Consider the following 19,105-nt stretch of genomic DNA (forward strand, 5'->3'; position numbering starts at 1 on the left):
AAGCCCGGCGGCGGGGCTGCCGGTACGGTCAGGGCTTGACACCCACCCCCACCAGACCGTGCAGCTCCGCCCGGTCGAAAGGCTCGTCCGGCGAGTCGGGGCGCCAGTGCGGCAGGGACACGATCCCCGGCTCCACGAGGTCGAACCCCGCGAAGAACGGCCTCAGTTCGGCCCTGCCGCGCATGACGAGGGGGGTCGGTGTCCGATCGTAGACGTCCTGCACCGCGCGTTGCCCGTCCGGGGCGGGACCGTGGTCCAGGGTCGCGTGGGTGATGACGAGGACACTGCCCGGAGCGAGCGCGTCCCGCAACGCGGCGATGATCCCCGCGGGCCGGTCGGCGTCCGACAGGAAGTGCACGACGGCGACCAGCAGCAGCGCGATCGGCCGGTCGAAGTCCAAAGAGCGAGTCACCGGATGGCCGAGCAGCGCCGCCGGGTCGCGGAGATCGGCGGCGGCGATCGCCGCGTCCGGGTTCCCCGCCAGGACCGCCCGGCTGTGTGCCACGGCCACCGGATCGTTGTCGACGTAGACCACCCGGGAGTCAGGTCGCTGGGCCCGGACCACCTCGTGGACGCTGCCGAACGTCGGAATGCCGGAACCCACGTCGAGGAACTGTGTGACACCCCGGCCGGTGGCGAACCGCAGCGCCCGCTGCATGGCGGCCCGGTTGGCGCGGGCGATCGCCGGTATGCCCGGCATGGAGCGGAGCGCCGCCTTCGCCGCCTCCCGGTCCACCGCGAAGTTGTGCGAACCGCCCAGGAAGTAGTCGTATATACGGGACACGTTGGCCTGGGTGATGTCGACGTCGCGGGGCGCCCAGGAGGGTCGGTCGTTCACAGCGGGGGTTCCTCCGTGTCATCGGGTCGTACGCGCTGCCCACGACCCTACTGACCACCGCGTCCGTGCACCACGGGCCGATGTGACGGCCCATCGGGCAGGGCGCGCGGCCCGCGCGCCCGCGACGTCCGCGCCGCGAACCGGGGAGGGCGGATGCGCTCCCGCTCCCGCCCTCCCCGGTCCGGCCCGCGCCGATACCTCAGCCGCGCGTCACCGCCCGCGGCGCGTTGTACCCCTCGGTCCGCAGGGCCGGCCGGCCCGACGGCAGCGCCGCCGCGGGCCACGACAGGGTCACCGTGCGCGACTCACCGGGCAGCAGCCACAGGTAGTTGTCGCCGTACAGCGTCGGCAGCACCCGGTCGCCACTGCGCGCGTCCAGCAGCGAGAGCCGCACCATGGAGGCGACACCCGCACCCCGGTTGTGCACCGTGGCGGTCACCTCCCTGCGGTTCCCGTCCACGCTCTTCACCGTGCCGAGCGTGGCCGAAACGGTGGCCTTGCGGGCACTGTTGAGGGCCTTCATGTCGGCCGGGTCGCGGTAGCGCCAGTACGTGTTCCGCGACAGGACCGTGCCCCGTGCGTCCTCAAGGGTCAGCCGCAGCAGGTGCAGCGCGGGAAGGGAGCCGCTCCAGGCGGTGGTGAACGCAGCGGTCGTGGCCGCCGCGGCGACATCCACCTTCTGGCTCCTGGCCGGGCCCAGCGTGCGGCCGCTGAGGTCGTACAACTGCGCCGTGACCCGTGCACCCTTGAGCGCGGTCGGGGTGTGGTTGACCGCGAGCACCCGCCAGTCCTGCGGGTCGGCCTGCACATGGTGCGGTTCGCATCCCGAACGCGCCCCGTAGTAAACGCCGTTGACGTCGAAGTCGTAGTCGTACGTCTGCCACACCGTGCTGTGCCACGCGGGGTGGGACATCCAGAGCATCAGGCCGCTGGCGTCCTTCCACAGGTTCGCGTTCCAGGCCTCGAACATGGCGCGTGTGTTTTCGAAGTTGACGAACTGCGCCTTGCGCGTGAAGTCGTCGACGCCGGTCGCCGCGCCGAGGCGGGCCTCGATCGCCGCCTGGTAGTTCTGCGGGGCCTGGTTCCCCTTCGTGCTCCAGTCGTGGTAGTACCAGGCGCCCCCGATGGGCCACTCCGGCTCGTCGCCGACCATGGCCCGGGTGGACTCGGCCGTCGACACCACGGGCATGCCGATCTCGGTGTGGAAGCCGAAGCTGCCGCTCCCGTAGGTCGACGGCTTGAAGTAGTTCGCCGGCTCCGTCCAGCCGTAGGGGCCGCCGCCCGTGATGATGCCGCCCGCCGAGTTGTTCTGGTACAGGATGCCCGGCGCCTGCGTCTGGACCGCGGTGCGCATCCCCGTGTCGATCGCGGCGGGCGGGTTGCCCTCATTCGCGCCGCACCACACGACGACGCTCGGGTGGATGCGGTAGCGCTTCACGGTGTCCAGGGCGACGTCGTTGTACCCCTGGTGGTCCGGCGGGTCCATCGCCCAGGCGTTCGGGAAGTCGTTCCACACCAGCAGTCCGTGCTCGTCGCAACTGGCGAAGAACTCCTCGCGGTTGCTGCTGGCGACCCAGTTGCGGATCATCGTGAAGTTCATGTCGCGGTGCATGCGCACCGCGGCGTCCATGCGCGACGCCGGCATGCGGCGCAGCAACTCGTCCCAGCCCCAGTTGCCGCCGCGGCAGAAGACGCGCACCCCGTTCACGCTGATCTTCAGCGGATCGGTGGTGTTGTCGACCGTCTGCGCGTCGGTCCAGGTGCTGCCGTCGTCGGACGTCTGCACCGTGTACGTCTTCGCGTACGCCTGCTCCCACACGATCGCGACCCGGTCGAACGGGACGGACGCCCCGAGGTCGACCTGGATCCACTGGTCGTCCTCGTAGGCGGAGGACCAGCGGCTGCCCGCGTCGCCGTCCGTGGCGTTGGACGCCGGGTTCGAGGAGTCGTCGCTCGACGCGGTCGCCTTCCTGTGCAGGGCCAGGTCGGTGCCGGGCGTGGCGGAGTCCACCACGGACAGCGACCACAGGGAGAATCCCCAGCTGGTGGCCCTCGCGGCACACGCGAGCCGCACGTAGCGGGCGGTCCGCGCCGTGAAGTCCACCGTCTGCAGGCTCGCGTCACCGTTGTTGAACGGCAGCGGCACCGCGGAGTTGTCCACGGACTGCGCGTCCGTCCACGTTGAACCGTCCGGCGAGACCTGCACCACGTAGGTCTTCGCGTACGCCTGCTCCCACGCCAGGTCGACCCGGTCGAAGGCCACGGACGTTCCGAGGTCGACCTGGACCCACTGGTCGTCGTCGAAGGACGACGACCAGCGGGTGGCGGCGTCCCCGTCGGTCGCGTTGGACGCCGCGTGGTCGGACTCGTCCACGGACAACGCCGTGGCCGTCTTGTGCAGGGCGAGGTCGACGGACGGCGCCGAGCTGTCGAAGACGGACAGGCTCCACAGCGAGGAGCCCCAGCCGGTGGCCCGCGTCAGGCATCTGATCCGTACGTAGCGGGCGGTACGCGCGCCCACATCGACGCTCTGGGTGTACGAGTCGCCCGTCGCCACGAACTGGAGCGGCACCTCGTACGCGTAACCGAACTGCCGGATGCCGAACCGGGTCGTGCGCCGGTCGCTCTCCTGCCCGCCGACCTCGGCCGTCAGCGTCAGGTCGTGCAGGGCCGGTTCACCGTACCCGTTGGGCCACCACAGCTCCGGGTCGCGCAGCCGCAGCTGCTTGTAGGCGTCCGGGGCGAACGTCACGTCCGTGGAGCCGCCGGCGGGGACCGTGACGGTCCGCGAGACCCGTATCCGGTCGAACGAGGCGGTCACCGTCACCGCGTGGTCGGCCGTGTCGGCGTTGGTCACCGGCACCACGACGGTCACCTCGGCGGTGCCGGTGTCCGGCAGGTCCGGCAGGGACGTGTCGACGCGGGGGTCGCCGATCACCGCGTGCCCGGTGGAGCGCAGCCGCACGTGGTTCCAGATGCCGGAGACCCGGTCGCGCACGGCGGGCATCCAGTCCCAGCCCGAAGCGGCCAGGTAGGTGGGGGAGTCGAGGTTCATGATGTTCGCGCCCGCGTCCACGAACGACAGCCCCTCAGGGCCCTTGTCGCCCGGGCTGCCGGGGTGCGGCATCGGTGTCACCTGCACCGCGAGGGCCTGCTCGCCGCTCGCCAGCAGCGCGGTCACGTCGTGCGAGGAGCGCGCGAACGGGTAGGTGACATCGCCGACCTGATGGCCGTTGAGCCAGATGTCCGCCTTGTGGTTGACCCCGTCGAACTCCAGCCACACATGGCGCCCGGACCCCGTGCGCAGCCCGCGCGGCAGCTTGAACTCCCGGCGGTACCACCAGGCGTGCCGCGACAGCGCCTCGGGCACGTGCATGTTGTTCATGCCGATCACCGGGTCCGGCAGGTGCCCCTGGTCGACCAGCGAGGTGAGCACCGTGCCCGGCACGGTCGCGGGCAGCCAGGCACTCGTGTCGAGCGAGGGGAGCGAGAGCTGCGCGCCGGTGCCCTTCGCCCAGTCGTCCATCGTCAGCGTCCAGCCGGACTCCAGCGCGACCGTGCCGTCCTCGGCCACCTTCAGGTCCGGGGCCGCGTGGGAGTGGGTGCCCCAGTCCGTCCAGCCGGTCGCCGCGGGCCGGTGGCCCTGCGCCGTGCCGTACACCTCGAAGCCGTTGAGGCCGAGGGGGTTGGCGTTGGACCGCTTGGTCACCGTCAGCCGGACCCAGCGGGCCGTCACGGGCTTGTCCAGCGGGATGTCCACCACGCCGCCCTTGCCGGACGTCGTCGTGTACACGCTGGTCCAGGTCTTCTCGTCGCGGGACGTCTCCAGGACGAAGTCCACGGCGCAGCTCGACAGGATCTCCGTGCCGGTCGTGCTGTCCCGGGGGTTGCCGCTCGTGGACGGCGTGAAGACCGGGTCGTCGCTCGTGGCCTCGAAGGTGAGGCGCACGGACTGGACGCCGCACAGGGCCTGGAGGTCGACGCTGATCCACTGCGGGTCACCGGCGGCGGCCCGCCACCCCGTGCCCTTCACACCGGTCGTGCTGACGCCGTCCACGGCGAACTCGGCCGGGGTGGGGGCGTAATCGGTGGAGGAGACGGTGACCGGTCGGTAGGCGGCCAGCTCACCCGGGCGCCCGGCGGCGGGCGAGGAGCCGCCCGCCGCGGTGGGCTCGGCCGCGAATCCGGTGCCGGGAAGGGCGACTCCGAGTCCGAATCCGGCGAGCAGGACCGTTCCGGAGGCCACGATCGACCGGCGGGAGGGAGAGGAGTGGGAAGACAGCGACGGCGACGGCGACGGCAACTGCTCTGACATGTGCGGCCCGTTCGATCGGAGGAGCCCGGGGGACCGTCCGGCCCTCGGGATCATCTCTTTGACAACGTTGCCATAGGCTCTATTTCCTTCCGCTTTCTGTCAAGACCCGCCGCGAAAAGGGTAGACAGTGAACTCTTTCCACATAGGGGTGGGTATCGGTCCCTCAGCCGGCGCATACGCGCGTGCCGGAGGGCCTGACCTGAGGCGACACCCGTGGGCGGGTGGCCGGAGATCTGCGGGACGTCTCGGTCCCGCACCGCCGGGCGGCCGGTTCCGCACCGCCGGGCGGCCGGTTCCGCCGCGCTGCCGGCCGCGGACCTGGAGGGCGGCCGGGTCGCCGGTCGCCTCGCGCGGCGCGTTCCGCTCTCATGCCCGGCGGCCCGGACCCGGACGTCCCCGTCCGGTCGGTGGGCGGGACGACGCTGTCCCGCCCACCGGCCGCACGGGGACGGTGTGTTCCTGTTCCCTGGCCGGCTCCGCGTGATCCCGCTCGGTGTGTTCCGCCTGGGAGCGGGGTCCGCTCTTCCCGCTTCTGGCGGGTCGGGACGTCAGCCGGGTACGCGACGGATCGGTGCTGTGTGCTGTGTGCTGCGTGCTGCGTGCTGCGTGCTGTGGTTGGTGGTTGGTGGGTGTGGACGCGGGCGTGCGGGGCGGGAGATGTCACCCCGGTGCGCGTCGGCGATGTGCGCTCACGGTGTACGGGCCAGGAGCCGTACGGACCACACGTCACGGACGTACAGCACTCCCGTGCACACCAGAGTCCACAGGCCCAGCACGATCAGGCCCGTTGCCAGGCCGTCGGAGCGGAAGTACGACACGCCCTGGATGGCCCGCACACCGGCACCCACCGGCAGGATGGCATGCAGCGGATGCAGCCAGTCGGGCAGATAGGGCGCGGGCAGGACACCACCGCAGGTCGCGTTGCCGAAGATCAGCAGCATGATCGTGGAGAGCATCACACCCGCGGGGCCGAACAGTCGCATCAGTGCCATCGTGGCCCCGCCCGCCGCCGTGGCCATCAACGCCACCACGACCGCGACCTCCAGGAACGGTCCCGGGACGGCGCCGAAGGCGTGCCCGCCGATGAGTGACACCACCAGCCCGCCCAGTGCCCCGAACAGGCCGAGGCTCAGCATGCGCAGGCGGTATTCGAGCCGCGGCGCCAACTGGTAGGTCATGGTCCCGTACAGGAATCCGGCGAGCACCACACCGAACGCCGCGTAGAACACGGACAGACCCCGTGAGTCACCGGTGCTCGCGGGCACCACGTCGTGCGCGGTCAGTTGCTGTCCCTGGGCTGTGGCGACGGCACCGAACGCACCGGTCACGGTGGCCGTCACCCCGGAGCCGTTGGCGCCCGCGTACAGCAGTTCCGGTGCTGTCCCGGGCCCGCCCGTCGCGGAACGGCCCGCGGACGGTGCGGGGTTGGCGACGGCTGCCACCGTGGTGGTCGCGGACGTATTAGCCGACGTGCCGGCCTTCGCGCCGGACGGACCACTTCCCGCGGCGGACGAGGCGCTGCCCGCGCCCGGTGCGATGTAGGCCGCGTACACCTGCCGGTCGTGCAGGGCGGTGCGGGCCTCGCTCTCGCTCGCGTACCCGCGCACGGTGAAGCCGCCGGGCTGCCCGTGCTCCAGGCCGCGCTCCACACCGGCGAGCGTCCGCTCGTCGCCGACCACTGCCACCGGCAGGTGGTGCGGTGCCGGTGCGTGGAAGGCGGCGAGGTAGACACTGACGAAGATCGAGCCGATGCCGAGGACGATCAGCACCGGCAGCAGCACGCCCTTCATTCCCGCGGCACCGCGGACGGTCGTCGCGGAGTCCATCGCGTGAGCGCGGTGGCGGTGTGCGGACTGCGTCTCCGGTTCCTCGCTGGTGGCGGTCGACATCGTGGCCTCTCCATAATGTAAGGTGCCTTATATTCTCCGGCCTAGCTTACATGCCACCGAACCCACACGGAGCAGTAGTGATCCACGACCCGTCCCACCACACCGGCTACCTGACCTGGCAACTCGGTCAGGCGACGGCACAACGTCTGGAGAAGGCACTGCGGCCCATCGGGATCAGCCTCGCCCAGGTGCGCGCGGTGGTACTGGCCTCGCTGGACCCCGGGATCTCCAGCGCTGAACTCGCCCGCAGGTCCGGGCTGACCGCCCAGTCCATGGGCGCCGCCGTCCAGGGGCTCGTGGACCGGGGCGCGCTGGAGCGCTCGCCGCACCCGGAGAACCGGCGGGTGCAGCGGCTGCACGTCACGGACGAGGGCCTGGCCCTGGCCGAGCGGGCCCAGTCCGCGCTGGAGCGTGTGCAGGACGAGATGTTCGGTGTGCTGCCCGAACGCGAGCGGGCAGCCCTCCATCGCGCGCTCCACCGCGTCGTCGAACACAACATTCCCGAGGCGCTGCGGACCGTCGTCCCTCCGGAGGGTGACTGACCGCACCCACCGTGCGGTGGTGCCCGCCGGTGGCGGGGCTGTGCGGGTCGGCCCGCGGCCCGGCGCCGTCACCCCGAGGCCCGGCAACCCGCGCCGCCGGCCGCGCGGGGACGGCGGAGCGGGCGGCCGGGGTCTCGCCGCCCGGGTCAGCCGGCCGCGACCCATTCGTCGAAGGTGCAGGTCCCACGCGCGCTGTCACCGAGGGGCAGCAGGCCGCCCCCCGCCATGGCCTTGCCCACCGCTCCCGGCAGGCTGACCGGCAGCACGGGACGGCGGCCGCCGCGTGCCCGCTGCAGTTGCCTCACCATGGCGACCATCTCCCGTACCTCAGGTCCGGCCAGTTCGGGCGCGTGACCCGCCGGCTCGGCGAGGACGAGCCGCACGAGCGTGTCGGCCACCTCCCGTGCCGCGACCGGACGGCAGCGCATCCGGGGCACGACGGCGAGCGGGCCGCCGCGCGCCAGCATCTGGGCCGCGAACTCGTGGAACTGTGTCGTCCGCAGCACGGTGTACGGCACGCGGCTCTCCCGCACCCGTTCCTCCTGGCGGAGCTTGCCCTGGTAGTAGCCGAAGCCGACCCGGTCGATCCCCACGATGGACAGCACCACATGGTGTTCCACGCCCGCGCTCTCCAGCGCGGGCAGCAGGTGGCCGGCCGCCGCCTCGAAGAACGCGACGGACTTCGCCCTGCTCGTGGTCGTCACGTTGCTGGCGTCGATCACCCGCGATACGCCGTCCAGCGCCGCCTCCAGCCCTCGGCCGGTCGTCAGGTCCACCCCGCGGGACCGGGCGAGCACCCGAGGTTCGTGCCCGGCCGCCACTACGGCGTCGACCACGAGCCTGCCTGCCCAGCCGGTTCCACCGGCGACTGCGATACGCATGACATGTGCCTCTCGGATACGTCGATGACGTCGGTCACGTCACTCACTGTTCCCCCCGGCAGGAGACGACGTACCGGCCCCGAATGTGACATGACACGGCCAAACGGGTTGTCGCGCGGGCCCCGGTGTCACGTTTCACCGCCCCGCGTCGTCTCCCGGGCATGAGTGTCACCGCACGACGCGTGCTTCTTCTCCTGCTGGCCGCCCTCGGGGCGTATGTCGGAATCTGGGCGTACTTCCTGACCGGCTCCTGGTACCGGTCGTTCCCGGGGTTCGGGCTGCGCTGGCTGCCCGTCCTCGGCCCGTACAACGAGCATCTGTCCAAGGACGTCGGCGCCCTCTACCTGGCGCTCGCGGTGCTGAGCGCCTGTGCCGCGTATGCCGCGCGCGACCGGCGGCTGAGTGCGGTGACGGGCCTCACCTGGCTCGTCTTCAGCGTTCCGCACCTCATCTTCCACGTGCGGCACCTCGACATGTACGGCACGAGGGACCAGATCCTGAATGTCGTGGCCCTCGGGCTCTTCGTCGTCGCGGGCGCGGTACTGACCGTCCCCGTGGGAGATCGGCGCCCGGCGGCCCGCGACCGCGACGACGCCCGCCGGTGACGACGACCGCCCGGCCGGAACCCCCGCATCACGATGCCCCGGGACTGCGCGCCATGACGCCCCCGGGACTGCGCACCACGGGTCCGCGCCGCGGACCGCACACGGCCGCGCCCCCCGCCGGAACCGCGCGCGCAGGGGCAGGGCGCGGGGGTCGGGTGGCGAGGGGCGCGGGAGGCAGTGCGCAGGGGTCCCGGGGGACGCCGTCGCGTACGAGCCGTGGGCGGGGCGTCAGCGCATGGCCGCCGACATGTTCGCCGCCCACTGCCAGGGTGCCGCCGTACCGCCCGGGTCGGAGTTGAAGTACTCCCAGCCGGCCACTCCGCCGAAGGTCGGGTACTTCGCCACGAGGGATTTGACCGTGGCGGTGAGGGTGTTCATCGGTACGTAACCGCTGCCGCAGTTCGCGGCGTTGGTCAGCGTGCCGGCCACCACCTTGGACGCGGGCACGACGCCGTGGGCGATGATCCCGTCGTAGCCGCTGGTGGAGGAGAGGCTGCCCCAGCCGCAGTAGAACTGCGTGTTGAACCAGCTGATGGACGACGCGCGGTCGCGGTAGAGGCTGTCGTAGCTGAAGCCGGACAGGTTGCCGCCGCCGTTGAGGGCGGTGGCGACCGGGGCGAGCGTCACGGTGAAGCCCGAGCCGAAGTCGGTGTGCAGCTGGTCGATGAGGTGTTCGATCCCGCCGAGGGACATCGACTCCTCGACGTCGAGGTCGACGCCGTCGAGGTGGTGGGTCGTGATGACGTTCTTCAACTTCGGGTAGTACGTGGCGAAGTCGCTGTCCAGGCGCTGGAAGCTGCCCTGCGCGGCGCCGCCGACCATCCCCTCGACGTGGACGCCCTTGGCCTGCATGGCCCCGAGGTCGCTCCACATCTGGTCGAACTTCGCGTTGTCGGGCGAGTCGTCGTTCAGTGCCACACTGCCGTCGCCGTTGAGGTGGATGGCGCCGACGACGACATCGGTGACACCCGTGTTGTTGTCGGTCATCGCGCGCGGCGAGACGTAGGTGCCGTTGTTGAACTGCGTCTGGTAGTAGACGACCACGCGCTTGCTCGTGGCCGCCGGTGCGGCCGACTGCGCGGCGCCGGCGGGCGCCGCCGCGACGAGCGGCGCGCCGAGACCGACGGCGGCGGCCAGCGCGAACGTACGGAAGAGACTTCTGATGCGCATCAACCGCTCCTTGGTGGAGCCGCGGTGTCGGGGACCGCGGTTGGGGGGCTCCGGGTGTATGAAAGCGCTGTCCCCGCGTGCCCCACAAGGCCCCCTCGCCCCCCGGCCCGGTCAGGTCCGCCGCGCATCGGATGCCGAAGGCCGTCATGTCGGGTGATGTCCCCTCGCCGCGCCGCACCGGCCTTTCTTCGCGTGTCCGGCACCGGAAGACCCCGGCACGCACGCGGGGGCCGGTACGCACCGGCCCCCGCGAGCGGACGAACGAGTGGAGCGCGCCGCGCAGTTCAGTGCCGCGGCGCCGGGATCAGCAGGCCCCGAGGTCCTGCCAGACGCCCCACTCGCCAGTGGTGCCGGGCTGCTCGCCCTGCGTCCACCACTTGGCCTTCCAGGTGTGCCCGCCGTACGACACGGAGTCGCCGCCGACGTACACCGACGAGGCGTTCCAGCCGGTCGCGGAGCACGAACCGCCGCCGGTCACGGTCAGCTTGTAGGTGGCGGAGCCGGTCGTCGAACCGGCCGCGCCGTTCACCGTGAGGGTGTACGTGCCCGGTGCGGCGGCCGACGTCGTCTTCACGGACAGGGTGGCGCTGCCGCCCGCGGTCACGGAGCCGGGGCTGACACTCGCTGTGACGCCGGCGGGCGCCCCGCTGACGCTGAGTTTCACCGACGGGGCCGTACCGCTGCCGGAGAAGGCCGTGGCGACCGACGAGGTGGTGGACCCGCCGGGCGCGAGAGAGCCCGAGGCCGGGGAGAGCGACACCGAGATGCCGTTCGCCGGCGGGGTGGTGGTGCCGCCGTTGAACGGCTCGAAGGTGTGGCTGAACTGCCAGGTGCTCTGCGTTGTGCCGGAGCACGAGTCGGAGCCGCCCTGACCGGCACAGCCGCCGTTGTCCCGCTGCAGCGCCCAGATGGACAGCGTGTTGATGCCCTTCGTCACCGCCCAGTTGTAGACGGAGGTGGCGTTGGCGGTGGTGAACGTCTCCGGCGCGCCGAAGTCGTCGATGCCCGGCATCTCGGTGACGCCGACCATGTTCCACAGCTGTGCGTCGCTCTTGGACGGGTAGAGCGCGGCGAGTTGGTCGTGCAGGCCCTGGGCGGCGGTCTGCGTGTCCGTGGCCATGTTGTGGGTGGCGTTGTCGTAGTAGTCGAACGTCATGAGGTTCACGACGTCGAGCTTCACCCCGTTCGACACGGCGTTCTTCAGGACGGAGAGCCCGCTGCCGTCGCCGGCGGTGCCGTCGGTGAGGCCGTGTGTCGTGGTGGGAAGTGTGTAGGAGAACTGGATGGGGCGGTTGTTGGCGGCCGCCCAGTCCTGGACCATCTTCACGGCCTTGTTGCGCCGGTCGATGCCCGCCGCGTTCCGCAGCGAGTTGTCCTCGATGTCGAGGTCGATGCGACTGACGTCGTAGGTCGTGATGACCTTCTCGTAAGCCGCAGCGATGGAGGCGACGTTGGTGCAGCTGTCGGCGATCTCGGTGCCGCCGTCGTCGGCCGCGTATCCACCGAAGGACGGGATGACGTCGCCGCCGCCCGCCTGGATCGTGTCGATGTCGCTGCCGAAGGTGGACTGGGCGACGGGCATGCTGCTGTCGCCGTTCCAGTACGGCGTGCAGGAGCCTACGGACGAGGTCTGCAGGAAGGCCATGGTCAGGTACTTGTTGCCGGACTGCGAGGCGAGTTGGGCCGGGCTGTCGCCGTTGTACGCCTCGAAGTACGGGGCGTACAGGTGGGAGGGCAGCGCGGTGGCGGCCTGGGCTGTGGCCGCACCTGTCACCGCCATCCCGAGGGCGGCGGCGCCGGTGGCGAGGACGGCGAGAAGAGTGCGGGCGGGTCTGCGAACGGGTCCGGGCATGGACCGTTCTCCCTTCGTAGGGGGACCGGAAGGGTCAATGGTCTGGACCATTAATCGCCCTCGGCAGGCGCCTGTCAAGAGTTGGGGACACACCAGCCTTCGACAGGGCGCACGTGCACGGGTGGTTGGGGGCGATCGCAGCCCAACTTCGACCACCCCCGGCGGCCGCTGTTCATACGGTCGAGGGCCTGCCGAGCGCGGGCCCCAGCCTGGTCGCGATGTCCGTGAGGATCTGGACGTAGTCCTCGTGGTCGAAGGCGAACGGCAACGCGAAGGCGACCTCGTCGATCTCCCGGAACGCGGGCAGGGCGTAGAGCTGTTCGGCGATCCGGTCCGACGTGCCCACCAGGTCCCGCGCGAACAGCATCCGCCCGGGGCCCTGCGGGGCGGCGGTCCGCGGCAGCCGCTTCCTCGCGTACTCCTCGTACTTGGCGCGCTGCCCCGGCGTGGCGGAGTCGGTGGGCACGACGACGAGTCCCTGCGAGACCCGCCCCCGGTCGCCGTCGGGGTGGTGGGCGCGGAACTCCCGCACATGCGAGAGCTGGATCGCGGCGAAGTCCTCGGACTCCTCGGCCCGCACGACGCTGCTGGTCAGGAAGTTCATCCCTTGCTCACCCGCCCAGCGGGCGGAGCGCAGACTCGCACCGCCGTACCACATGCGCCGCCCCAGCCCGGGGGAATGCGGCTGCACACGCTCGGAGTACGTCTCGAAGCCCTCCGTGCCGCTGAAGTCCGTGACGGGCTCGCCGCGCACGAAGTCCAGCAGACGCCGCACCCGTCCGTAGCCGAAGTCCTCCTCGTCGGCGGTGCCCGGGTACAGCGCGTCCTTGACCCGGTCGTAGTGCGTCGGCGGGCCGACGCTGACGCCGGGATTGAGCCGGCCGCCCGAGAGGATGTCGACTGTCGACAGGTCCTCCGCGAGTCGCAGCGGGTTCTCCCAGCCCAGCGGGATGACGGCCGTGCCCAGCTCGATACGGCTCGTACGCTGCGTGGCGGCCGCGAGCACGGCCGTCGGTGACGAGATGCCGTACTGCAGGTGCCGGTGGCGGACCCAGGCGCTGTCGAAACCGAGGCGCTCGCCGAGTTCGATGACGGCGAGGGTCGATTCGTGACCCGCCCGGGGGTTGTCGCCGTCGAACAGCCCGATGGTCAGGAACCCGAGCTTTCTGAGCGGTTGCGAGGTCTGCGGCACGGGGGTCCTCCAAGGTCCGCGGCGTGGTCGCCGTCTCTGCGCTGCCACGATTCTGGCAGGCCCCCGTGCCGCGCGGCGCGCCGGCTCCGCGTTCCTCACCCGGCCTTTGCCCGGCGGCCGTTGCGCCTCGTGGCGGGGCGCGGGAGTGTCAGCAGGGCACCGGGATGCCGTTGCCGATCTCGGTGGGCAGCGGATCGGTCTCGCTGGAGATGTCGGTGTCCTTCATGTAGCCCCACTCGCCGTTGTCGGCCTCGGTCCACAGCCAGCGGTAGGGGTGCGGGCCGCCGACGTAGGCACCGTTGTCGGTCCTGCACTCGAACCAGCTCGGGTTGGTGTTCATGGTGCCCACCGGCCGGCTGGTGTCGGGCGCGGCGTACACGGTCGCCCCCACGACGTTGTGGCAGTACCACGACGTACGTCCGTCGTACGTGCAGGGTGTGGCCGCCTCCGCCGTGCCGGTGAGGACCGTGGCGAGGGCCGCCACCGAGACGCCGGCCGTCACCAGTGCCGAGATCCTCCGTATCTGCTTCGTCATGCTGTCTCCCCCTTGCGTGATTGACGGGAACACGTCATCCCGTCGATGGTGCTCGCACCCTAGGACACGTCCGCGCGTCTGCCGGAACGGGACAGCGCCGGTGTTCCGGCCGATCTCCGGCGACGACGGATCGCGCCTGACCTGCGAAGCTCGTCGGCGCACCGCACTGGACGCCACGTCGTCCGTGGCCGGAAGCCGCCGCACCTCGCGCCGTCCGGAGCCTGCCGGACCCCCGCTCGGACCGTGGCGCCGACGGCCGCCCGGTGCCCGGGCCGGCTCAGGGGCGAGCGCCTCGCGCCGCGGCCGACGGCGCGCACGCCTGCCCCCCGGCCCCGCACAGCGAGGCCGCGCCGTGCACGGCGGCCGGCGACCCGATCGGCACGCCGTTCGCGCGCAGCACCCCGCGGACGTCCTGGATCAGCGGGAAGACCTCCCGGTTCCAGTCCTCCCCCTGCTCGTCCCAGGCCCGCTGCTCCGCCTCGACCGCCATCCGGTCCTGCGCGAAGACCCGTTCGGTGAACCGCCGGATCAGCGGCCAGGCGGCGTGCAGCGCCCCGGGGACCGGCGGCTTCTCGATCATGAGCAGCCCGTAGGCGTGGTTCGTGCGCTGCTCCGCGTCCTCGGGCACATACGCGACCCAGAGTGAGAACGCGGGCAGATCCGCCTTCTCCGGCACCGCCTGCAGCGTCTGGTACGGGTACTGCGTCCGGATCGTGACGACGTCCGGCGAGGCGGAACCGCCGACCCCCTCGGCGGAGAGGAGTCCCGCGCCGCGGTCCTTGCGCCCGCCGGCGGGCGTGAACAGGTACCGCGCCTCGACGAACTCCGGGCCCTTCTCGTACCCGAGCAGTTCGGGCTGGATCCGGCCGAGCACACTGCGGTGCAGGAACTGGTGGTTCATGTCGAGCAGGTTCTCGTGCATGAACGAGTAGTGGCACCGCACGGTACGGGAGAACGTCATCGTCCTGTGCCGCGGCGAGTCGAACTGCGGCAGGTCCGGCAGCGGTGTGGTCGCGGCCTTCTCCGGGTCGCCGGGGAAGACGAACACCAGGCCGTACCGCTCCCGCGCCGGGTAGGCCCGCACACCGCGCGGGACCCCCTCGACCCCCTTGGGCAGGTACGGGATCTGCGAGACGCGCCCGTTCCCGCGGTAGGCCCAGGCGTGGTAGCAGCAGCGGAGTGCCTCGCCCTCCACCACACCCATGCTCAGCGGGACCTGACGGTGCGCACACCGGTCCTCCAGCGCGTACACCGTGCCGCTGCGGCCGCGGTACAGCGCGATCCGCTCACCCGCGAAGGAGGCGGCGTACGTCTTGTTCCTCGCCACCTTCCGCGAGGTCGCCACCGGATACCAGAAGTCCGGGGCGATCCCGACCCGCCGGAGGTCGGTGACGCCCCCCGACGCCTCCCGCGCATGCCGGGCACGGCCCGTGGTCCCGGGGTCCGCGGCTTCCTCGTCGGCGGCCGGCTGTGTCTGGGTCATGCGCTTCTCCATTGCGTGCGACTCGTCGGTGCGCGGAGCGGGGGAGCACGGCGCCGTTCCTCCCTCTCCGCCGTGTCCGTCGCGCGTCACCGCGGCGGCACGAGGCCCGGCCCCTGTCCACGGACGACCCTTCCACCACTGCGCGAACCGCACGATCCGGGAGGGTCCCGGCGAGTGACGCCGGACCGCGCGGGCGGGCCGGCGTCCTTTACCTGTACCTGGCACAACAGTCTTGACATGAGCGCGCCGCCCGGCGGAGCATCCTGGGCCAAGCGGTTAGGAAACCTTCCTAACATCCCCCCACATCGCGGAAGGCCGTCATGCCCAGAACCCTTCGCCGCCCCCTCGTCGCCCTCACCGCCGCGCTCTGCCCCGCCATGGCGCTGCTCGTCGCCGGCCCCTCGGCCCACGCCGCCACGGCCTCCTTCCCCGCCCAGTACGCCGCTCCCTACCTCCAGATCGACAACAGCACCGCCAAGGACATGGCCGCGGACCAGAAGGCGTCCGGCGTGAACCACTACACGCTCGCCTTCCTCACCTCGCAGTCCGGCTGCACCCTGAACTGGGAGGACGGTGGCGACGCGGTCGGCGCCCACAGCACCGAGATCAACGCGCTCAAGTCCTCCGGCGGCGACGTCGCCATCTCCTTCGGCGGCGCGGGGAGCAAGGAACTCGCCCAGACCTGTACCTCGGTCTCCAGCCTGACCGCCGCGTACAAGAAGGTCGTTGACACCTACGGCGTCAACCGCCTCGACTTCGACATCGAGGGCGGCACCCTCGGCGACACCAGCGCCAACACGCGGCGCGCCCAGGCCCTCGCCGCGCTCCAGAAGGCCGAACCCGCCGTGCAGATCGACTGGACCGTCGCCGTCGACCCCGACGGGATGGAGTCCGACGTCACCGGACTGCTGACCGGCGCCCAGTCGGCCGGTGTCAAGACCACCGTCGTCAACCTCATGACCATGGACTTCGGCGACGGCGAGAACGCCCTCCAGGACTCGGAGTCCGGCGCCAACGCCGCCGTGAAGCAGTTCGTCTCGATCTACGGCGGCTCCACCGCCGCCAACTGGGCCCGCATGGGACTGACGCCCATCGCGGGCCAGAACGACGACGACGAGAACTTCAGCCAGTCCGACGCCTCCGCCCTGGAGAGCTTCGCGGCCGGCAAGGGCGTGCAGGAACTGTCCTTCTGGGAGGTCGACGAGTACGACAAGGCCGTCGGATACGCCTACTCCAAGATCTTCAACAAGATCTGACAGCAGGGCACTTCGATGAGGGCTGCGGCGCGTCAGACGCGAACGGCGCGCCGCAGCCTGAACGGGACGTACACGACGAGAGCCGCCACGAACGCCACGTAGTACGCGAGATCCGCCCCGTGCAGCGCGTGGGCGACGGAGCCCTCGTACACGGAGGTGTTCATGAAGGGCACCGCGGCGCCGAAACCGACGACGAACGCGAGCAGCGCGGGCCACCACGGGCGGCGCTCCGCCTGCTCCGCCGCCAGGTCCACCGGCGCCCCGCCCCGGGCCCGCGAGCGCGCGTACCAGTCAACCGACACCACGGCGACGAAGCCGGGAATCCAGTACCCGACGAACAGCAGCACGTTCTGGAAGCGCGCCACCGTGTCGGCGGCGTGCATCCACAGCACCAGCGGGAAGCCCAGGGCCGCGGCGAGCACCGCGGCGAGAGGCCGCGGCAGCCGCACCCCGACCGTCTGGAGGGCCAGCGAGCCGCTGTAGTCGTTCATCGCGTTGCTGCACAGCGCCGCACACGCCACCGCGAGCAGCCCGAACGCGCCCAGCGCGCCGCCACCGAGCAGGCGGTCCACCCCCGCCGCACTCTGGTCGGTGAACACCGAGGCGCCCCAGAGGCCGAGCGCCTGCACCGCGACGAACGAGACACTCACACCGAGGAGTGTGTACCAGAACATGCGGGTACGGGACGTCTCCCTGGGCAGATAGCGGCTGAAGTCGCTGGCGTACGGCGCCCAGGACAGCGACAGGCTCAACGCCACCGTGCTGGTCAGCATGAAGGCGCCGAACCGGTCGGCCCCGTGCACCTGCGAGACGGCGGCGGGATGCACCCCGCCGAGCATCTTCACGGCGAGGAGCGCGAAAGCCACCGCGAGCCCCAGCGTCATGACCTTCTGGAGCCGGTGGATCGCCTCGTAGCCCAGCACCCCGACCAGTCCCTGCCCGGCCATCATCACCAGCACCCCGAGCCAGAAGGGCCAGCCGAACAGCCGGGCCAGCGCGTCCCCGCCGAACAGGCCGATCAGCGCGTCCCAGGCCACCGACGACATCCACTGGAGCAGCCCCGGCACGACCACCGAGCGGCCGAAGGCCAGGCGGGCCAGCGGCAGTTGCCCGGCTCCGGTGCTGCTGCCCCACGTTCCCAGCCCCGCCACCGGCACGGCGCCCAGCACCGTGCCGACAACCACCGCCACCAGGGCCGTCGTGAAGTCCAGCCCCAGCACCACGCCCAGCGTCCCGGTGAACACCCCCGTCATCGTGAGGTTCGGCGCGAACCACACGGTGAACAGCCGTCCTGCCCGGCCGTAACGGTGGTCCCCGGGAACGGGCGCGATGCCCTGGGTCTCGATCCGCAGATCCCCCGCGGCGGCGGGCATCCGGCCCTCGAAGGCGGACGCACGCGCCCCGTCCGCGACATCGTCGCGGTCCTGCAGAGAAGTACGCGGCTGCGCCATGAGAGACATCCCTCCGCCAGTACGAGCTGGTTCAGGTTCGACGGGTGTGATCTCAGCCCCGCGCGGGGCACCCCGTGTCCGGTCCCACCAGCCTAACGCGCCCATCCCGCGCCGCGCGGTCCGGGGGTGGGCCGCTCCCGGAGGGCCGCCGTGCGGCCCGTGCGCGTGGTGGAACGCGGACGGCGCCGCAGGACGGGCCCGCGGACGTGTCCGCTGCCCGCGCTTCTATGCTGGCGAAGTTGCCTGGGAACAGATGGAGAGTGCCGTGCCGCGCCGGATCGACGTCATCACCGCGGTGCACGCGCCCTCCGCCCGCTACCTGGCGGACGCCTACCGCTCCCTGCGCGGGCAGCGCATGCCCGAGGGCTGGGAGTGGCACTGGCTGATACAGCAGGACGGCGACAGCGACACCGTCGCCCCCTACGTGCCGGCCGATCCACGCGTCTCCTTCCACCAGGGACGTCCCGGCGGTCCCGGCACCGCGAGGACGCTGGCCCTCGCGCACGCGCACGGCCCTTACGTCCGCGTCCTGGACGCCGACGACCAGCTCCCGCCCGGCGCCCTCGCCCGCGACATCCTCGCGCTGGAGGGCCATGCGGACATCGGCTGGACGACATCTCGCGCACTGGACCTGCTGCCTGACGGTTCCACCGTCTCGTTCGAGACGGACCCCGCTCACGGGCGGCTGGAACCGGGCGGCATCCTCGCCCACTGGGCCGGTCACGACCACCGGCTGCTCGTCCACCCGGCGACGCTGTGCGTCCGCCGCGAACTGCTGCTCGCCCTGGGCGGCTGGATGGCGCTGCCGGCCTCCGAGGACACCGGTCTGCTCCTGGCCCTGGAGGCCACCGGGCCGGGCTGGTTCACCCGTGAGCCGGGCCTGCTCTACCGCAAGTGGCCCGGCCAGGTCACCGGGCAGCGGGCGCACGCTGACAAGGCGGAGTGGCAGGCCCGCACGGCCGTCGTGGAAGCCAGGGCCCGGGCGCTCGCGCGCCTGTACCCGCGAGGGCCCGTGCCCCGGTAGCAGGTCTTGCCGCACCCGCCACCGGTATCCGCGCCGCAGCGCGGTCCCGGGCTCGCGGCGGAGCAGGCCGTC

Annotated in this window: 14 protein-coding genes and 1 riboswitch; of the genes, 4 read left to right on the forward strand and 10 right to left on the reverse strand. The window is 71.6% G+C overall.

The window, feature by feature from the left end; translation table 11 throughout:
- Window positions 1–28: 28 nt before the first annotated feature.
- The 3 genes from OG310_RS34325 to OG310_RS34335 all read right to left on the reverse strand — a co-directional run bounded on the left by OG310_RS34325 (window position 29) and on the right by OG310_RS34335 (window position 7,042).
- Window positions 29–838 carry an SAM-dependent methyltransferase gene (locus OG310_RS34325; RefSeq protein WP_329459747.1) on the reverse strand — a complete coding sequence of 270 codons (810 nt, stop codon included), beginning with the start codon at window positions 836–838 and terminating at the stop codon, window positions 29–31.
- Between the two features lie 199 nt (window positions 839–1,037).
- Window positions 1,038–5,153 carry a discoidin domain-containing protein gene (locus OG310_RS34330; protein ID WP_329459748.1) on the reverse strand — a complete coding sequence of 1,372 codons (4,116 nt, stop codon included), beginning with the start codon at window positions 5,151–5,153 and terminating at the stop codon, window positions 1,038–1,040.
- Between the two features lie 689 nt (window positions 5,154–5,842).
- A complete protein-coding gene (locus OG310_RS34335; protein WP_329459749.1) occupies window positions 5,843–7,042 on the reverse strand; it encodes an ABC transporter permease in 1,200 nt (399 codons plus the stop codon).
- Window positions 7,043–7,119: 77 nt separating this feature from the next.
- On the opposite strand from OG310_RS34335, the gene OG310_RS34340 reads away from it, so the two are divergent.
- Window positions 7,120–7,584, forward strand: a complete 465-nt coding sequence (locus OG310_RS34340) for a MarR family winged helix-turn-helix transcriptional regulator (RefSeq protein WP_329459750.1) — start codon at window positions 7,120–7,122, stop codon at window positions 7,582–7,584.
- A 146-nt stretch (window positions 7,585–7,730) separates the two neighbouring features.
- Here OG310_RS34340 and OG310_RS34345 read toward each other — a convergent pair whose 3' ends face one another.
- Window positions 7,731–8,465: an SDR family oxidoreductase gene (locus OG310_RS34345; protein ID WP_329459751.1), complete on the reverse strand. Its 735-nt coding sequence runs from the start codon at window positions 8,463–8,465 to the stop codon at window positions 7,731–7,733.
- A gap of 161 nt (window positions 8,466–8,626) precedes the next feature.
- On the opposite strand from OG310_RS34345, the gene OG310_RS34350 reads away from it, so the two are divergent.
- Entirely contained in the window at window positions 8,627–9,070 is a 444-nt protein-coding gene (locus OG310_RS34350; protein WP_329459752.1) for a hypothetical protein, read from the forward strand.
- Window positions 9,071–9,298: 228 nt separating this feature from the next.
- On the opposite strand, the gene OG310_RS34355 is transcribed toward OG310_RS34350, so the two are convergent.
- The 5 genes from OG310_RS34355 to OG310_RS34375 all read right to left on the reverse strand — a co-directional run bounded on the left by OG310_RS34355 (window position 9,299) and on the right by OG310_RS34375 (window position 15,302).
- A complete protein-coding gene (locus tag OG310_RS34355; protein WP_329459753.1) occupies window positions 9,299–10,240 on the reverse strand; it encodes a glycosyl hydrolase family 18 protein in 942 nt (313 codons plus the stop codon).
- Window positions 10,241–10,544: 304 nt separating this feature from the next.
- Window positions 10,545–12,092, reverse strand: coding sequence for a glycosyl hydrolase family 18 protein (locus OG310_RS34360; protein ID WP_329459754.1), 1,548 nt, complete (start codon window positions 12,090–12,092; stop codon window positions 10,545–10,547).
- A 172-nt stretch (window positions 12,093–12,264) separates the two neighbouring features.
- A complete protein-coding gene (locus tag OG310_RS34365; RefSeq protein WP_329459755.1) occupies window positions 12,265–13,284 on the reverse strand; it encodes an LLM class flavin-dependent oxidoreductase in 1,020 nt (339 codons plus the stop codon).
- Between the two features lie 148 nt (window positions 13,285–13,432).
- Window positions 13,433–13,819 carry a hypothetical protein gene (locus OG310_RS34370; RefSeq protein WP_329459756.1) on the reverse strand — a complete coding sequence of 129 codons (387 nt, stop codon included), beginning with the start codon at window positions 13,817–13,819 and terminating at the stop codon, window positions 13,433–13,435.
- Window positions 13,820–14,096: 277 nt separating this feature from the next.
- On the reverse strand, window positions 14,097–15,302 hold the full coding sequence (locus OG310_RS34375) for an aromatic ring-hydroxylating dioxygenase subunit alpha (RefSeq protein WP_329459757.1): 1,206 nt from the start codon (window positions 15,300–15,302) through the stop codon (window positions 14,097–14,099).
- A 320-nt stretch (window positions 15,303–15,622) separates the two neighbouring features.
- Here OG310_RS34375 and OG310_RS34380 point away from each other — a divergent pair, with 320 nt between their 5' ends.
- Window positions 15,623–16,558, forward strand: coding sequence for a glycosyl hydrolase family 18 protein (locus tag OG310_RS34380; RefSeq protein WP_329459758.1), 936 nt, complete (start codon window positions 15,623–15,625; stop codon window positions 16,556–16,558).
- Between the two features lie 32 nt (window positions 16,559–16,590).
- Here OG310_RS34380 and OG310_RS34385 read toward each other — a convergent pair whose 3' ends face one another.
- Window positions 16,591–18,009 (reverse strand): purine-cytosine permease family protein, encoded by a 1,419-nt coding sequence (locus OG310_RS34385; protein ID WP_329459759.1) that lies wholly within the window; start codon window positions 18,007–18,009, stop codon window positions 16,591–16,593.
- Window positions 18,001–18,094, reverse strand: a riboswitch (TPP riboswitch). (Overlaps the previous gene by 9 nt.)
- A 168-nt stretch (window positions 18,095–18,262) precedes the next feature.
- Between OG310_RS34385 and OG310_RS34390 the strand changes: the two genes are divergently transcribed.
- The gene (locus OG310_RS34390) at window positions 18,263–19,033 is read left to right on the forward strand and encodes a glycosyltransferase family 2 protein (RefSeq protein ID WP_443078805.1); all 771 of its coding nucleotides are present in this window, start codon (window positions 18,263–18,265) and stop codon (window positions 19,031–19,033) included.
- Window positions 19,034–19,105 lie beyond the last annotated feature (72 nt).

It is taken from the genome of Streptomyces sp. NBC_01497 (assembly GCF_036250695.1).
In the GTDB taxonomy this organism is placed as follows: Bacteria; Actinomycetota; Actinomycetes; order Streptomycetales; family Streptomycetaceae; genus Streptomyces.

Excerpts from the sequence above, each read along its gene's own strand:
- OG310_RS34390 (WP_443078805.1), top strand. The coding sequence starts at position 18,263 with ATGGAGAGTGCCGTGCCGCGCCGGATCGACGTCATCACCGCGGTGCAC.
- OG310_RS34380 (WP_329459758.1), top strand. The coding sequence starts at position 15,623 with ATGCCCAGAACCCTTCGCCGCCCCCTCGTCGCCCTCACCGCCGCGCTC.
- OG310_RS34360 (WP_329459754.1), bottom strand. The coding sequence starts at position 12,092 with ATGCCCGGACCCGTTCGCAGACCCGCCCGCACTCTTCTCGCCGTCCTC.
- OG310_RS34355 (WP_329459753.1), bottom strand. The coding sequence starts at position 10,240 with ATGCGCATCAGAAGTCTCTTCCGTACGTTCGCGCTGGCCGCCGCCGTC.
- OG310_RS34385 (WP_329459759.1), bottom strand. The coding sequence starts at position 18,009 with ATGGCGCAGCCGCGTACTTCTCTGCAGGACCGCGACGATGTCGCGGAC.
- OG310_RS34335 (WP_329459749.1), bottom strand. The coding sequence starts at position 7,042 with ATGTCGACCGCCACCAGCGAGGAACCGGAGACGCAGTCCGCACACCGC.
- OG310_RS34330 (WP_329459748.1), bottom strand. The coding sequence starts at position 5,153 with ATGTCAGAGCAGTTGCCGTCGCCGTCGCCGTCGCTGTCTTCCCACTCC.
- OG310_RS34375 (WP_329459757.1), bottom strand. The coding sequence starts at position 15,302 with ATGACCCAGACACAGCCGGCCGCCGACGAGGAAGCCGCGGACCCCGGG.
- OG310_RS34370 (WP_329459756.1), bottom strand. The coding sequence starts at position 13,819 with ATGACGAAGCAGATACGGAGGATCTCGGCACTGGTGACGGCCGGCGTC.
- OG310_RS34350 (WP_329459752.1), top strand. The coding sequence starts at position 8,627 with ATGAGTGTCACCGCACGACGCGTGCTTCTTCTCCTGCTGGCCGCCCTC.
- OG310_RS34345 (WP_329459751.1), bottom strand. The coding sequence starts at position 8,465 with ATGCGTATCGCAGTCGCCGGTGGAACCGGCTGGGCAGGCAGGCTCGTG.